The 16,481-nt window shown below is 40.9% G+C and carries 13 protein-coding genes; 11 read left to right on the top strand and 2 right to left on the bottom strand.

The genetic code is table 11. From position 1 onward, the window contains the following. Positions 1-24: 24 nt before the first annotated feature. The 7 genes from rpoC to tuf all read left to right on the top strand — a co-directional run bounded on the left by rpoC (position 25) and on the right by tuf (position 11,638). A complete protein-coding gene (gene rpoC, locus BUB77_RS24895; protein WP_073279921.1) occupies positions 25-3,750 on the top strand; it encodes a DNA-directed RNA polymerase subunit beta' in 3,726 nt (1,241 codons plus the stop codon). 127 nt (positions 3,751-3,877) lie between these two features. Continuing rightward, on the top strand, positions 3,878-4,192 hold the full coding sequence (locus tag BUB77_RS30145; protein WP_170866744.1) for a hypothetical protein: 315 nt from the start codon (positions 3,878-3,880) through the stop codon (positions 4,190-4,192). A 342-nt stretch (positions 4,193-4,534) separates the two neighbouring features. Continuing rightward, positions 4,535-6,613, top strand: coding sequence for a ribonucleoside-triphosphate reductase, adenosylcobalamin-dependent (gene nrdJ, locus BUB77_RS24885; protein WP_073279883.1), 2,079 nt, complete (start codon positions 4,535-4,537; stop codon positions 6,611-6,613). 243 nt (positions 6,614-6,856) lie between these two features. Then, positions 6,857-7,276 (top strand): 30S ribosomal protein S12, encoded by a 420-nt coding sequence (gene rpsL, locus BUB77_RS24880; protein WP_073279882.1) that lies wholly within the window; start codon positions 6,857-6,859, stop codon positions 7,274-7,276. A gap of 286 nt (positions 7,277-7,562) precedes the next feature. After that, the gene (gene rpsG, locus BUB77_RS24875; RefSeq protein ID WP_170866743.1) at positions 7,563-8,033 is read left to right on the top strand and encodes a 30S ribosomal protein S7; all 471 of its coding nucleotides are present in this window, start codon (positions 7,563-7,565) and stop codon (positions 8,031-8,033) included. A gap of 113 nt (positions 8,034-8,146) precedes the next feature. Then, positions 8,147-10,267, top strand: coding sequence for an elongation factor G (gene fusA / locus BUB77_RS24870; RefSeq protein ID WP_073279881.1), 2,121 nt, complete (start codon positions 8,147-8,149; stop codon positions 10,265-10,267). 177 nt (positions 10,268-10,444) lie between these two features. Beyond that, positions 10,445-11,638 carry an elongation factor Tu gene (gene tuf / locus BUB77_RS24865; RefSeq protein ID WP_073279880.1) on the top strand — a complete coding sequence of 398 codons (1,194 nt, stop codon included), beginning with the start codon at positions 10,445-10,447 and terminating at the stop codon, positions 11,636-11,638. A 189-nt stretch (positions 11,639-11,827) separates the two neighbouring features. Here tuf and BUB77_RS24860 read toward each other — a convergent pair whose 3' ends face one another. Both BUB77_RS24860 and BUB77_RS24855 read right to left on the bottom strand, forming a co-directional pair. Further along, positions 11,828-12,490, bottom strand: coding sequence for a phosphatase PAP2 family protein (locus tag BUB77_RS24860; RefSeq protein ID WP_073279879.1), 663 nt, complete (start codon positions 12,488-12,490; stop codon positions 11,828-11,830). A gap of 160 nt (positions 12,491-12,650) precedes the next feature. After that, positions 12,651-13,265 (bottom strand): helix-turn-helix domain-containing protein, encoded by a 615-nt coding sequence (locus tag BUB77_RS24855; RefSeq protein ID WP_073279878.1) that lies wholly within the window; start codon positions 13,263-13,265, stop codon positions 12,651-12,653. Between the two features lie 32 nt (positions 13,266-13,297). On the opposite strand from BUB77_RS24855, the gene BUB77_RS31070 reads away from it, so the two are divergent. From BUB77_RS31070 to BUB77_RS24840, 4 genes are all read left to right on the top strand, one after another. Further along, on the top strand, positions 13,298-13,480 hold the full coding sequence (locus BUB77_RS31070) for a winged helix-turn-helix transcriptional regulator (protein ID WP_139241317.1): 183 nt from the start codon (positions 13,298-13,300) through the stop codon (positions 13,478-13,480). A 445-nt stretch (positions 13,481-13,925) separates the two neighbouring features. After that, entirely contained in the window at positions 13,926-14,591 is a 666-nt protein-coding gene (locus tag BUB77_RS24850) for a hypothetical protein (protein ID WP_073279877.1), read from the top strand. Then, entirely contained in the window at positions 14,588-15,334 is a 747-nt protein-coding gene (locus tag BUB77_RS24845; RefSeq protein ID WP_242962579.1) for a response regulator transcription factor, read from the top strand. Before BUB77_RS24850 ends, BUB77_RS24845 begins: the two co-directional genes overlap by 4 nt. Beyond that, positions 15,331-16,428: a sensor histidine kinase gene (locus tag BUB77_RS24840; RefSeq protein WP_073279876.1), complete on the top strand. Its 1,098-nt coding sequence runs from the start codon at positions 15,331-15,333 to the stop codon at positions 16,426-16,428. The genes BUB77_RS24845 and BUB77_RS24840 overlap by 4 nt, the downstream gene beginning before the upstream one ends. The last annotated feature ends 53 nt before the right edge of the window (positions 16,429-16,481 follow it).

The following is a 16,481-nucleotide window of genomic DNA, read 5'->3' as shown; positions in this document are numbered from 1 at the left end:
TACTATGAAAGGGAGTGCCAGATGATGCCAGAAGTAGTAAATAACCAAAGTAGTCATGATATAACCTATGATGCTATAAAAATCGGCCTTGCTTCTCCTGAAAAAATCAGAGAGTGGTCCAGAGGTGAAGTGAAGAAACCGGAGACAATTAACTACAGGACCTTAAAGCCTGAAAAAGACGGCCTGTTCTGTGAAAAAATCTTCGGACCCAGCAAAGACTGGGAGTGTCACTGCGGTAAATACAAAAAGATCCGCTATAAAGGCGTTGTGTGTGACAGGTGCGGTGTTGAAGTTACAAAAGCATCCGTCCGCAGGGAGAGAATGGGGCATATCGAGCTTGCAGCCCCTGTATCCCATATATGGTACTTTAAGGGTATCCCCAGTCGTATGGGCCTGATTCTGGATTTATCCCCCAGAACCCTTGAAAAAGTACTCTATTTTGCATCCTATATTGTACTGGATAAGGGAACCAGTGACTTACAGTACAAACAGGTGCTCAATGAAAAAGAATACCGTGAAGCTTACGAAAAGTATGGAAACAGATTCCGCGTCGGTATGGGTGCGGAAGCTATTCAGGAGCTTTTAATGGCAATTGATCTGGAAGCAGAATCCAAGGAGCTGAAAAAGGGCTTAAAGGATTTTACCGGACAAAAGAGAGCCAGAGTCATTAAGAGACTGGAAGTAGTGGAAGCCTTCCGTGAATCCGGAAACAGACCGGATTGGATGATACTTACCGTTGTGCCGGTAATTCCTCCGGATTTAAGACCTATGGTTCAGTTGGACGGCGGACGTTTTGCTACCTCCGATATGAACGATTTATACAGAAGAATCATCAACCGTAACAACCGTTTAAAGAGACTTTTAGAGCTTGGAGCACCGGACATTATCGTTAGAAATGAAAAGAGAATGCTTCAGGAAGCCGTAGATGCTTTAATTGATAACGGCAGAAGAGGAAGACCGGTAACCGGTCCCGGAAACCGTGCCTTAAAGTCCTTATCCGATATGTTAAAGGGTAAGCAGGGACGTTTCCGTCAGAACTTACTTGGTAAACGTGTTGACTACTCCGGACGTTCCGTTATCGTAGTAGGACCCGAATTAAAGATATATCAGTGCGGACTTCCCAAGGAAATGGCTATTGAATTATTCAAGCCCTTCGTTATGAAGGAATTAGTTGCCAAGGGAACTGCCCATAATATAAAATCTGCCAAGAAAATGGTGGAAAGACTTCAGTCCGAGGTATGGGATGTGTTAGAGGAAGTAATCAGAGAACATCCTGTAATGCTGAACCGTGCCCCAACACTCCACAGACTTGGTATCCAGGCTTTCGAACCGGTATTGGTAGAAGGTAAGGCTATTAAGCTTCACCCTCTTGTTTGTACTGCTTTTAATGCCGATTTCGATGGTGACCAGATGGCTGTGCATTTACCTCTGTCCGTAGAAGCCCAGGCAGAGTGCAGATTCTTACTGCTCTCTCCCAATAACCTCTTAAAACCTTCCGATGGTGGCCCTGTAGCCGTTCCTTCCCAGGATATGGTCCTTGGTATTTATTACCTGACCTTACAAAAACCCGGAGATTTGGGAGAAGGACACATCTTTAAGAGTGTAAATGAAGCAATTTTAGCTTATGAAAACGCTGCCATTACTCTTCATGCAAGGATAAAGGTAAGACGTACAGGCGTTAACAGCGAAGGCGTTACAGAAACTAAGACTATTGAGTCTACCTTAGGACGTTTTATCTTCAATGAAATTATCAGCCAGGATTTGGGATTTGTAGACAGAAGCAATCCGGATAGCTTCCTGGTGCCTGAAATAGATTTCCATGTAGGAAAGAAGCAGCTTAAGAAGATTCTTGAGAAGTGCATCAATACTCATGGTGCTACAAAGACAGCGGAAACACTGGATGCTATTAAATCCCTGGGATACAAATACTCCACAAGAGCAGCTATGACCGTATCCATTTCCGATATGACCGTTCCTCCTCAGAAGAAGACTATTATTGCGGAAGCAGAAGCAAGGATTGAAGAAATCTCCAAGAACTTCCGCCGTGGTCTTATGACAGAGGATGAAAGACATAAAGCAGTTATTGATACCTGGAAGGTAGCCGATGATGATATTACTGAGGCGCTTCTTACAGGACTTGATAAATACAACAACATCTATATGATGGCGGATTCCGGTGCCCGTGGTTCCGATAAGCAGATTAAACAGCTTGCTGGTATGCGTGGTCTTATGGCGGATACCTCAGGACGTACCTTGGAACTTCCTATTAAGTCCAATTTCCGTGAAGGCCTTGACGTTTTGGAATACTTCATGTCCGCCCATGGTGCCAGAAAAGGTCTCTCCGATACCGCTCTTCGTACAGCCGACTCCGGTTACTTAACCCGTCGTCTGGTAGACGTATCCCAGGATCTTATCATCCGTGAAGTAGACTGCTGTGAAGGTAAAGAAACCCCGGGAATGTGGATTAAAGCTTTTGCGGATGGCAGTGAAGTAATTGAAAGCCTGGAAGAGAGAATCTCTGGAAGATATTCCTGTGAAACTATTTGTGATGATGATGGTGAAGCTATTGTAAAAGCCAACCACATGATTACACCGAAGCGTGCAGCAAAAATTGTTGCTACGAAGAAAATACAGGAACAGGGCTTGAATGCAAAATTAAAGATTCGTACAATCCTGACTTGTAAATCCCATATCGGTGTATGTGCAAAGTGCTATGGTGCCAATATGGCAACTGGCGAAGCCGTACAGGTGGGTGAAGCAGTTGGTATTATTGCAGCCCAGTCCATCGGTGAGCCCGGTACTCAGCTTACCATGCGTACTTTCCATACTGGTGGTGTTGCCGGCGATGATATTACACAGGGTCTTCCTCGTGTAGAAGAATTATTTGAAGCAAGAAAGCCCAAGGGACTTGCAATTATTGCAGAGTTCGGCGGCGTAGTTACGATAAAGGATACCAAGAAGAAGCGTGAGGTCATTGTAACAAACAATGAAACCGGAGAGGCTAAGACCTACCTGATTCCTTACGGTTCCCGCATTAAGGTATTGGACGGAGATATTCTGGAAGCCGGTGATGAACTGACAGAAGGTAGTGTAAATCCTCATGATATCTTAAAGATAAAAGGTGTTCGTGCCGTTCAGGATTACATGATTCAGGAAGTTCAGCGCGTATATCGTTTACAGGGTGTTGAAATCAATGATAAGCATATCGAAGTTATTGTTCGCCAGATGCTGAAGAAGGTTCGTATTGAAAACAGCGGAGATTCCGAGTTGTTACCTGGTAAGCTGGTAGATATTCTGGAATTTGATGATATCAATGAAGAATTAGAAAGCAAAGGTCTTCCCCTGGCTGATGGAAAGCAAGTAATGCTTGGTATTACGAAAGCTTCCTTGGCAACGAATTCCTTCCTTTCAGCAGCTTCCTTCCAGGAAACTACCAAGGTATTAACAGAAGCTGCCATTAACGGAAAGATTGACCCGTTAATCGGACTGAAGGAAAATGTTATCCTTGGTAAATTAATTCCTGCCGGAACCGGTATGAAGAGATACCGCTCCGTGAAGCTGGACAGTGACATGGAAGAAGAGTTAATTCTTTCAGAAGATTTTGAAGATGACAACTATCAGAACTTTAATTATTCCGATGATGCCATGGATGATGATTTAGACAGCATCGAACTGGATGAATTCGAGGATGATGATTTATCGGACGAAGATTTCGATGATGAGGAATCCGGAGACGATTCTGATAAATAATAAAGCATTAGGTGCCCACAAAGGTGAATACTTTTGTGGGCACCTATTTATTTTTGGTGAACATATAGCACATCTGAAAAGTACCCTATAAGGAATGATACAGGATTATTGGGCAATACTTTAAAAGATGGCAGGGTATATACCTCCAGCGTATGAGCTGCTATCCATGGCTTTGCGCTGGAGTTTTTTTAGAAGGAGAACTTCGAAAAGGAACTGCTTCAGCAAGGATACTATTTCAGCAAGGATACTATTTCAGCAAGGATACTATTTCAGCAAGGATACTACTTCAGCAAGGATACTACTTCAGCAAAAGAACTTCTTCAGTAAGGAAACTGCTTCAGCAAAGGAAACTGCTTCAGCAAAGGAACTGCTTCAGCAAGGAAACTGTTTTAGCAAAGAAACTGCTTCATCAAAGAAACTGTTAAGTAGAAAGCTGTTTTAGAATAGAATTATTCCAGTGAATACAGTGTTCCAGTAAAGGACCTACTTCAGAAAAAGGTTTCATTCAATAAAATGATTACATGACTAGTTGACATATATATTGTATGAATATATAATATAGGTACTATATATAGTATTTGATATGGATCCTATCACATTTATGATTTTTATATTGTTGCCGTCAGGTAGCTTTTTCTGCTTTCATTATTTAAAAATGCTCTTAGCAATACCTGTCTGGTAAGAGCAAAGGAAGGTTCAAAAAGGATACTTGGGTATTAGAGTGAATGAACATTATTTATGGCAGTACCGCAGACTTGTCTACGGTATGCAATGGGAGCAAAGTATGAAAGAACTGTTATCAAAGGATTTTTTATCAAAGTACCAGGAGGCAGAAAACCCTTTAAAGGGAATTGGGGAATTTGTATATTTAAGGACCTACTCCAGATACATAAATCAAAAAGGCAGAAGAGAGAACTGGTTTGAAACTGTCTGCCGCACTGTCAATTACAATATAATGCTGGAAGTTGACTATAAGGAAAAGCATGGTATGAAGGTAGACTGGGAGGAAGAAAGAAAAGAGGCGGAGATTTTTTTTGATGCTCTTTTTAACCTAAGGACATTTCCTTCCGGCAGAACCCTCTATATGGGAGGGACCGAGATTGTAAAGGAATATCCCTTATCAAATTATAACTGCAGTTTTATAACACTTGAAAATCTGAAGGATTTTACCGAGGTTTTTTATCTTCTGATGTTAGGCTGTGGAGTTGGTGTACGCATTAAAAAAGATGCATTAACAGGATTTCCCTTCGTGAGAAGCATTGATTTGAAGGACAGGTATGATGAAAGCCTCCGATTTAAACTTTCAAAGGAAGAAAGAGAGAATACGGCTATTACCATAGATGGAAACACTGCTACAATGCTTATCGGTGACAGCAAAGAAGGCTGGTGCAAAGGACTTGAATTGTACTTTGAGTTTATTACCCGGGAGAAATACGGAAATATTACTGAAATCATCATTGATTACAGCTATGTCAGGCCGGAAGGGGAACGCCTTATACGTTTTGGCGGGAGAGCTTCCGGACATAAGTCATTAATGAGGATGTTTGAAAAAATCAACGGAGTGATAACAGAAACAAATGGCAGCTTAAAATCCCTTCAGCTCCTTGATATTGCAACTATTATCAGTGAGAATGTCGTATCCGGGGGCGTCCGCAGAAGCGCAATGATGGTAATCTGTGATGAAGAGGATGAAGAGGTCAAACAGGCAAAAAGGGATATATATAAAATTGTTGACGGACAATGGGTGGAGAATACCAAAATATCACACCGGAAGATGAGCAATAATTCCGTCCTTTATAACCGTGTACCGCAAAAGCAGGAAATACAGGAGATGCTTCATTCCATACGTATTAACGGTGAACCTGGTTTTATTAATAACAGTGAAGCCCTGCGGAGAAAAAATAGCTTTGAAGGCTGCAATCCCTGTGGTGAAATTCTGCTCCAGTCAAGGCAGTGCTGCAATCTTTCCACAAATAATATGCTGAGCTTTGTAAGGGAGGACAATACCCTTGATGCAGAGGTCCTCACCAATACAATCAGGCTGTCTGCAAGGATTACTTTGAGGATGACCCTTGTGGATGTGGAATTGCCTGACTGGAATAAAGTAATGCAGGAGGACAGGATTGTCGGAGTATCTTTAACCGGTATGATGGACATGGTGAACAGGACCGGCATGGGATATAATGACTTAAGAAAGCTCCTTTCCCAGCTTAGGAAGGCTGTTCATGAGGAAGGGGAACGCTATTGCAAAGAGCTTGGAATTAAGAAGCCGCAGCTGATGACAACAATAAAGCCGGAAGGGACCTTATCCAATCTTCCCGGTGTCAGTTCGGGAGTTCATTTTGCTCATGCGCCGTATTATATCAGAAGAGTCCGTATCTCTGCAAGTGACCCTTTATTAAAAATGCTTGAAGTACAGGGCGGATACCCCATATACAATGAGATTGGGCAAAGTGATGAGGATTGCAGCGTGAAGGTAGTTGAATTCCCAATGCGCTCACCAAAAGGCAAGACAAAGTATGAGGTGGGAGCAATCGAACAGCTGGAGCTATATAAGCTGACCATGGAAGCCTGGACAGACCATAATACAAGCATAACGGTACACGTAAGGGAGAATGAATGGGATGAGGTTGCAGAGTGGCTTTATCAGAATTTCAATTGTGCGGTGGGAATTACCTTTTTACCCCTTATGGAGGAGACCTATCCTCTTCTTCCCTATGAATCTACTACCAAAGAAGATTACGAAAAACGGATAGAAAATATTAAACCCATTGACTATTCTTTGCTGCAGGAATTGGAAAAAGGAGAAGAAAGCGAGCTTTTGGATGCCGATTGTGAATCGGGAGCCTGCCCGGTGCGGTAAACAGCAGGAATAACTTTCCTGTCTGACGAAAGCACTATTTAAGAAAATTAAGGATGGGTTTCTCACCAGAGAGATGGATTTACATAGGCTTTAAGAGATTTTAAAATGAAAATACTTGACAAAAAAAAATATATAAAGTATAATCATAAAGCGCGATTTTATATTGCGTCAATATTTATGTGTATTTTAAGTAAATAAGCAGCGGCTCAATGAATTTTAACAAAAACCAGGAGGTGAAAATTAATGCCTACATTTAATCAATTAGTTAGAAAAGGTAGAAAGACGGTTGAGAAGAAATCTACTTCTCCTGCTCTCCAAAAAGGATTTAACTCCTTAAACAAGAAATCTACTGATGTGTCCTCACCCCAGAAGAGAGGTGTTTGTACAGCAGTTAGAACAGCAACTCCTAAGAAGCCTAACTCAGCTCTTAGAAAAATCGCCAGAGTTCGTCTTTCTAACGGAATCGAAGTAACAAGCTATATCCCCGGAGAAGGCCACAACCTTCAGGAGCATAGTGTCGTTCTGATTAGAGGTGGAAGGGTTAAGGATTTACCCGGTACCCGTTACCACATCGTCAGAGGTACATTGGATACAGCAGGTGTTGCTAAGAGAAGACAGGCTCGTTCCAAGTACGGAGCTAAGAGACCTAAAGCAGGTAAATAATTAAGTTTTTCGCTAATCATTAAGTGCCGGATTAATTTTTATTTCAGATTGGGATAAAATAAGGGAGCCGCGTTTTATCACCGCAGAGGAAGAACACTTTGTTTCACCAACGGAATAGATTTGAAAGATGAGTTAAACTGAGCGCGAACACAGCAAAAATTAAAATTTTGCGGTGAGTACCGATGATTTAAGGAAACTTATAAGGGCAAATAGGGAAAACCTGTTTTGCCTGTCTGGGAAATATTTGGTTTTCCGGGCAATAAGGATTATTAAGGAGGGAAGAAACGTGCCACGTAAAGGACATATACAAAAAAGAGATGTATTGGCAGATCCTATCTACAACAGTAAGATTGTAACAAAGCTTATCAATAACATCATGTTAGACGGTAAGAGAGGAACTGCACAGAAGATTGTGTACGGAGCCTTTGAAAGAGTAGCAGAGAAGTCAGGAAAAGAAGCTACGGAAACTTTTGAGGAAGCTATGAACAACATCATGCCGGTTCTTGAAGTAAAAGCAAGACGTATCGGCGGTGCTACCTATCAGGTACCAATCGAAGTAAGACCTGACAGAAGACAGGCATTAGCGCTTCGCTGGTTAACACTCTACTCCCGTAAAAGAGGAGAGAAGACCATGGAAGAGAAGCTGGCAAATGAAATTTTAGATGCTGCTAACAATACAGGTTCTGCTGTTAAGAAGAAGGAAGATATGCATAAGATGGCAGATGCGAACAGAGCATTTGCACATTATCGCTGGTAATCTTCTGATATGGGTCACAGGCTTAAGCCTGGACTCATGCAGGGAACTGCGTATGAAATAATAATTCTGTGATTTTAGATTACAGACGACTATTAAGATAAGGAGGAATTTCCTTGGCTGGAAGAGAATACCCGTTAGAAAGAACTAGAAATATCGGTATTATGGCTCATATAGATGCTGGTAAGACCACTCTTACAGAGCGTATCTTATACTATACCGGTGTTAACTATAAAATTGGCGATACCCATGAAGGAACTGCTACTATGGACTGGATGGAGCAGGAGCAGGAAAGAGGTATCACAATTACTTCAGCCGCCACAACATGTCACTGGACACAGGAATTTGAGCATAAGCCCATGCCTGGAGCCCTTGGTCACCGTATCAATATTATTGATACACCGGGACACGTTGACTTTACAGTAGAAGTTGAGCGTTCCTTACGTGTTCTTGACAGTGCCGTTGGTGTATTTTGCGCTAAGGGCGGTGTTGAGCCTCAGTCAGAAACTGTATGGCGTCAAGCTGACAAATACCACGTACCCAGAATGGCTTTCGTTAATAAGATGGACATTTCCGGTGCAGACTTTTACAATGTAATAAGCATGATTAAGTCAAGACTTGGCAAAAATCCTGTAGCTATCCAATTACCTATCGGTAAAGAGGATGAGTTTAAGGGCATTATCGATTTATTCGAAATGAGAGCTTATTACTATAAAGATGATAAGGGTGATGACATCAGCATCACTGATATACCTGCCGACATGTTAGAGAAGGCAGAGGAATACAGAGCAGCCATGATCGAATCTATTTGTGAGACCGATGATGAATTGCTTGAGAAGTTCTTAGAAGGTGAAGAACCTTCAACAGCTGAATTAAAAGCTGCTCTTAGAAGAGCAACGATCGCAACCAGTATTATTCCTGTAACCTGCGGTTCCGCATACAAGAATAAGGGTGTACAGAAGTTATTGGATGCCGTTATCGAATATCTGCCTGCTCCTACCGATATCCCTGATATCAAAGGTATGGATGAAGAAGGTAACGAAGTACACAGAGCATCTTCTGATGAAGAGCCTTTTGCAGCTCTTGCATTTAAGATTATGGCCGATCCTTTCGTAGGAAAGCTTGCATTCTTCCGTGTTTATTCCGGTACTTTAAATGCAGGTTCCTATGTTCTTAATTCAACAAAGAATAAGAAGGAACGTGTTGGACGTATCTTACAGATGCATGCTAATAAGAGAGAAGACCTGGAAAAGGTATACTCAGGTGATATCGCAGCAGCAGTTGGTTTAAAGGGCACCACAACAGGTGACACTATCTGTGATGAGAAAGCTCCTGTAATCCTTGAATCCATGGAATTTCCTGAACCTGTTATTGAGGTTTCCATTGAGCCTAAGACAAAAGCAGGCCAGGATAAGATGGGCGAATCTTTAGCGAAGTTAGCAGAAGAAGATCCTACCTTCAGAACTTACACCAATGAAGAAACCGGACAGACTATTATCGCCGGTATGGGTGAGCTCCATCTTGAAATTATCGTAGACAGACTTCTGCGCGAATATAAGGTTGAGGCCAATGTAGGTGCACCTCAGGTTGCCTACAAAGAAACCTTTACAAAATCTGTGGAAGTTGACTCTAAATATGCAAAGCAGTCCGGTGGACGCGGACAGTATGGTCACTGTAAGGTTCGCTTTGAGCCCATGGATGCTAATGCAGAAAAGACTTTTGAATTCGTATCAACTGTTGTAGGCGGTGCTATCCCGAAGGAATACATCCCTGCAGTAGGTGCCGGTATTGAAGAAGCCACCAAAGCCGGAATCCTTGGAGGATATCCTGTACTTGGTATTAAGGCGACTGTATTCGATGGATCCTACCATGAAGTAGACTCCAACGAAATGGCATTTAAGATTGCCGGTTCCATGGCATTCAAAGATGCGATGCAGAAAGCAGGGGCTGTTCTTTTAGAGCCCATCATGAGAGTAGAAGTAACAGTTCCCGATGATTATATGGGTGATGTTATCGGTGATATCAGTTCACGCCGCGGACGTATCGAAGGCACTGAAGATATCAATGGAACAAAGCTTATCAGAGGATTTGTACCCCTCTCAGAAATGTTTGGATATTCCACAGCCCTTCGTTCCAGAACACAGGGACGTGGTGCTTACTCCATGTTCTTCTCAAACTACGAGCCCGTTCCTAAGAACGTACAGGAAAAGGTACTTGCAGCAAAGGTTAAGAACTAGTCCACAAATATAAGTGGAAACGTTAATTGTGCTTGAAAATATTTCTAAACTGAAATATAATAAAGCTATAAGCTCAAAAATCAAATGCCCGCAGGAATGGCCTCGGCCATTACCTGGCAGGCAATTAAAAAAGTATGTGCACAAAGATGCATTTATTTAAAGGAGGACGTTAAAAAAATGGCTAAAGCTAAGTTTGAAAGAAACAAACCCCATTGTAATATTGGTACCATCGGACACGTTGACCATGGTAAGACTACTTTAACAGCAGCTATCACAAAGACTCTTCATGAAAGATTAGGTACAGGCCAGGCTGTTGCTTTCGACCAGATTGACAAAGCTCCCGAGGAAAGAGAAAGAGGTATCACTATCTCTACAGCTCACGTTGAGTATGAGTCCAAGAAGAGACATTATGCTCACGTTGACTGCCCTGGACATGCCGATTATGTAAAGAACATGATCACTGGTGCTGCTCAGATGGACGGTGCTATCCTTGTAGTTGCTGCTACTGATGGTGTTATGGCTCAGACAAAAGAGCACATCCTTTTATCCCGTCAGGTAGGTGTTCCTTACATCGTAGTATTCATGAACAAGTGTGATATGGTTGATGATCCTGAATTACTTGAATTAGTAGAAATGGAAATCAGAGACCTGTTAACAGAATATGAATTCCCTGGCGATGACACCCCTATTATTCAGGGTTCTGCTTTAAAAGCTCTTGAAGATCCTAACGGACCTTGGGGAGATAAGATCATCGAATTATTCGATGCTGTTGACAGCTGGATTCCCGATCCTCAGAGAGAGACAGATAAGCCTTTCTTAATGCCTGTAGAAGATGTATTCTCCATTACAGGACGTGGTACTGTTGCTACAGGACGTGTTGAGCGTGGTGCTCTTCATGTATCTGAAGAAGTTGAAATCGTTGGTATCAAGGAAGAAACACGTAAAGTTGTTGTTACTGGTATCGAAATGTTCAGAAAGCTTCTTGATGAAGCTCAGGCTGGTGATAACATCGGTGCACTTCTTCGTGGTGTTCAGAGAAACGAAATCGAAAGAGGACAGGTTCTTTGCAAACCCGGTTCAATCAAATGCCATAAGAAATTCACAGCTCAGGTTTACGTTTTAACAAAGGATGAAGGTGGACGTCATACTCCTTTCTTCAATAACTACAGACCTCAGTTCTATTTCAGAACAACAGACGTAACTGGTGTTTGTAACCTTCCTGCAGGTGTTGAAATGTGCATGCCTGGTGATAACATCGAAATGAACATCGAATTAATCCATCCTATCGCTATGGAGCAAGGTTTAGGCTTCGCTATCCGTGAAGGTGGACGTACAGTTGGTTCAGGTAAAGTTGCTACCATCATTGAATAATTAAAATATGACCCCAAGCCTTTATTTATAAGGGCTTGGGGTTTTTTGTTTTGTTCAGACCGTATTGTTGAAAAAAGGCTTAGTACATAATAGACCTTATCATTGTCTTTTATAGAAATACTTATTCAACAACGGTTTTTTTATATGCCGTTGGGGCGGTAAGTGAATAACAATTGGTAATTGGTACATCTAGGGCTGTTCGTTTTTTGATAATTGTTTAACCGTTGCATAATAAAACATAATAAGGGCAGAGCCTAACAATAAGCCGCCTATAATATCGGTGAACCAATGCACACCTGAAATAAAACGCCCAATTACCGTGACGGTAATTATAGCAACGGATATGACCTCTACTGTAATTCTTAGGGGTTTATTCTTAATCCGTGTATGGAACTGCATTATTGCGGTAGCCATGATACATAGCACAAACATCGTATGGGAAGATGGATAGGATGCTTCTAATGTACTAGCTAAAATAATCGGTCTGTAATTAACGATGAAGATTTCAAAAAAAATATATGAAGCCATCACGACGATATAAAATACCCCAAGCACGAGTATATTGCTGTCCACTCGCTTGATACTTTTTCTTTTGATTACTTGCGCCAATCCCAATATTGCAAAGCCCAAAGCGACTAGGATAGCTACAATACCAAGCCAATCTGTGATATGATACCAAATTAAGTTTTCACCAAGCAGTTTGTACATGGAGCTATTTAGGGTAGCAAATGCAACAACGGATTCCTCCGGCCCTATGGGGCTAACATCAAATGTTAAAACTCCCATTGTGAATAGAATGAATAGCAAGAGTAGTGTTCCGGCAAAAATAAAGTACTTTTTATTTTTCATCATATCTTTCTTCCTTTTCTGTATTATTGTTGTTTTCATGTGCGCCAGTCACATCTTAATTGTGCGGTCAAGCATGGAAATATTCAAGAAACTAATCGTCACAACGGCGAAAGCCCTCTGACACGAAAAGTGTCGGAGGGCTTTTTGCAAGGCTTTAAGCCGTTTATTTAATGCGGTTACCCTTTATTAAAAGGACTATCTTAATCATAAAGAACATAAAAACCAGTGACGTGGCATAAGGCTGGCGCGTATTGATGAAAACAAGTATTGTAAAGGCTTGTAAAAGTATAGATATAACTTTGCTGGCATTCAGCCATTTTTCGTTACTGAAATATTGTATGGTCAATTCAACAATACCAAGTATGGCCATTGATATAGGTAAGATAAAGTATATGGCGCGGGTAATAGAAGAAGCGTCTTTAAATGCGAACAAGTTTACTACTCGAATACCATCACCATCAGGCTGCCCGAAGAGCGGAAGAAATAAAAAGGCGAGAGCCATCAAATCCAACACACCATAAATCAGACTGAAACTCTTTTTTATATTTGTGCGGTTCTCATCTACCGCAAGAGAAATCAATTCCTCACCCGACAACAAATTATCAATAGATATAGAAAAAAGTTTTGATATGCTTTTAAGCGAATCAATATTCGGATATCCCTTGCCGCTTTCCCATTTTGATATAGCTGTTCTGGACACATATAATTCTTCTGCAAGCTGTTCTTGTGTCATTGATTTTTCTTTTCTAAGCTGTTGCAGTTTTTCATTAAATTCCATAGATAGACCTCTATTCTTAAGAATTCCTTGCGTTGCATGGAAACTCTTATATTATTATACATACCCGGCTGTTAGCTGTCTATCCTATTATTTGTGTATTAGGTAGGAGCAGTCAGATTATTATACTTAACTATCTCCATGATAACGGCCGCCTTCTTACGGGAGAACTGGCCAAATTAATGAAGATTTCTCCCAGTGCGGTCACCAGATGGTGAGCAAAATGGAGAAGCGCAAAAATTCTGGAAAATAAGAGGTTTCATATAACTTGCTCCTTTTAACCACTTGTGATAATATAAATTAATTGATATGAAATATGGTGATAAAGGCAGGCAGGTATGCAATGAAAAACAGAGTGATTAGTTTATTATTAACGTTTGTACTGGTATTAGAAATTGTGGGATAGAACCCATTTGAAAATAACGTGAGAGTTCAGGCTGCATCGTCTGGCAAGGAAACAGTTTATATCCCTGAAAATGCACACAGGAGTGGCAATGACATCTATTATTCTTATAATATGGATGGCAACAGGATGGGAATCTGTAAGATTAATGTAAAAACAAAAAAATAACAAAGATTACAGATTACAAATTTAATGGAAAAGAATCCAATGGATTTAGTGAGATAACAGCAGCCGGTGACAGTATCTACTGTACTTATGATTTGAACTATGGTACGGACTCATCGCAAAATTATATTTATAAAATCAGTAAAAACGGAAAAACAAAAATAAGGCTGGACAAAGGGTTTAATCCGGTTGTTTATAAAAATTTGCTCTATTATATTAAAGTAAAAGAGGTAGCGGATAATTCAGGCATTACTTATGATATTCCGGTTGGAATATATAAAATGAATTTGGACGGCTCAAATATAACCGGTATATTTGATTTTGATTCCAATCAGCAGATCAGTAAAATGGCTATAACAAATGAAAAAATCTATTATGAAGGTTATGACTATAAGGGAAGTAAAAATTTCTGGAAAAGCATGAATGTAGATGGTAGTAATACTAATAATCTGAATTTTGCAAAATTTAACCGGATTGTTGGTTCTGATCAGCAGAAATCCAGTCAGAATATGATAGTTAGTGCTAATAAAGGTGTTTTATATAAAAGCAATAAAACAGGTGGTAAAAAAATAAAATTAGTAAGCTTTAAAAACGGTAGGATACTGGATTTTACTGTTCTAGGTGATTATATCATGGTTAAAGGGTATAAAAAAGAATACAGCAGCCAGTTTAAGGGAAACCTCGACAAAGCCTATGTTTATCTGATAAAAACAAATGGTAAGGACCAGACAAAGGTTGTATCCTGGTGGTTGGGAGAATGACGGAAACACAGAATAAAGGAGCGGTAAAGATGGAGCAGCATATTCTTCTGGTAGACGATGAAGCTGGAATTCTAGATATGTTGGAGATTGTTTTAAAAAAAGAAGGATTTTCTCAGATTAAAAAAGCACAGTCAGGCAAGGAGGCCCTGCAAATTATTCAGGACTTTAAGCCGCAGCTTATTGTATTGGATATAATGCTGCCGGATATCAGTGGTCTGGAGCTTTGTATGGAGCTGCGCAAGGAGACTGATGCCTCGATACTTTTTCTTACTGCAAAGACCTCTGACTATGATAAGCTGGTGGGCTTTGCCATGGGCGGAGATGATTATATAACAAAACCCTTCAATCCGCTGGAGGTTGTTGCAAGAATCAAGGTCCAGCTCAGGCATCAGCGGATATATTCAGCGAAGGAACAGGCGAGTATACTGGAATTTGAGGATTTCAGCATCAACAAGGATTCTTGTGAAGTGAAACATAATGAGAAGGTCATAGAGCTAACTGCCATGGAATATTCCCTCCTCCTTTTTTTCGCAGAGCATCCCAATCGTATTTTTACAATTGCGCAGCTGTATGAAAATGTATGGGGACAGCTAATCCTGGGTGATGAAAAAACAGTTGTAATGCATATTTCCAAAATCCGAAAGAAAATGGAACCAGATAAGGATAAGCCAAAATATATCCATAATATCCGGGGACTGGGTTACAAGTTTATTCCCCATAAAAAAGGAGAAGAGCAGAAATGAAGACTCCTCTGAAAATGGGAATTAGAATTCTTGCGCTGATTGTACTGCTTTTGCTGGCTTATGTACTTAGCTTTGGTATGATTATGATACTATTTGCACTGGTGCGGCAGGTATTTCCCGTACTTGAAATTGTGGAGCTGAGAACTTTTCGCTCCGCCAGCCTGCTGGTGCTGGGAATTATTATGGCATATCTTTTTTTATTTCTTATCCTTGGCCCCATTATCCATACCATTCATTGGATTCAGGCCTTGTCACAGGGGACATATAAGGAACCAGCCCTTAAGGGAGTGTTAGCCAACAGAGATTCCTTTTATTACAGATGTACAGAATTTGTATACAAGGAACTTTTAATCCAGATGCAGCTTTTGACAGAGAAACTACAGCAAAGTGAAACTGACCGGATAATGCTGGAGAAAGACCGCAGGCAATGGCTCGCTGGCATCACCCATGATTTAAAGACCCCTCTTTCCTATATTCAAGGCTATGCCTCCCTGATTACCGCTGAGAAATATGACTGGTCAGAAAGTGAAATCATGGATTTTGGAGTGAAAATAGAGGAAAAATCCAAGCACATAAAAAACCTTATTGATGATTTAAACCTTTCCTTTCAATCGGAGGATAAAAGAATTACTGCTCAGAAGCTTAAAACAGAAATGGTTGAATTTCTGCGGAATGTGGTTCTGGATCTTGCGAATTCTCCCCGCTGTACTGCTTATAATTTTTCTTTTGATTCTGCCATGGATGCATTTTTTATGGAGGCAGATACAATCCTGCTGCAGAGGGCGCTGCAAAATGTCCTCATCAATGCCGTTGTTCACAATCCGCCCGGGACTGAAATTGAAGTAACTGCTGCAAAGCAGCAGGATGGATTTTGTATAGAGATTGCAGACAATGGAAAGGGAATGGAGGAAGAAACCAGAAGAAACCTGTTTGAAAGCTATTACCGGGGAACGTCAACGGATTGCCCGGCGGAAGGTTCCGGTCTTGGCATGGCCATTGCAAAGCAATTTATCGAACTGCATAATGGTTCCATCCGGGTAGAGAGTGCACTGGAACAGGGAACGTCCATATTTATCACATTGCCGGTTTTCTAATACGAATTTATTTATATTAAACGAATTTACTTACATTTTACTCTTGTTTACCT

The sequence above is a fragment of the Anaerocolumna jejuensis DSM 15929 genome (assembly GCF_900142215.1).
In the GTDB taxonomy this organism is placed as follows: domain Bacteria; phylum Bacillota; class Clostridia; order Lachnospirales; family Lachnospiraceae; genus Anaerocolumna; species Anaerocolumna jejuensis.
Note: the sequence above shows the minus strand (reverse complement) of the source record. Positions and strands in the feature narration are given on the sequence as shown.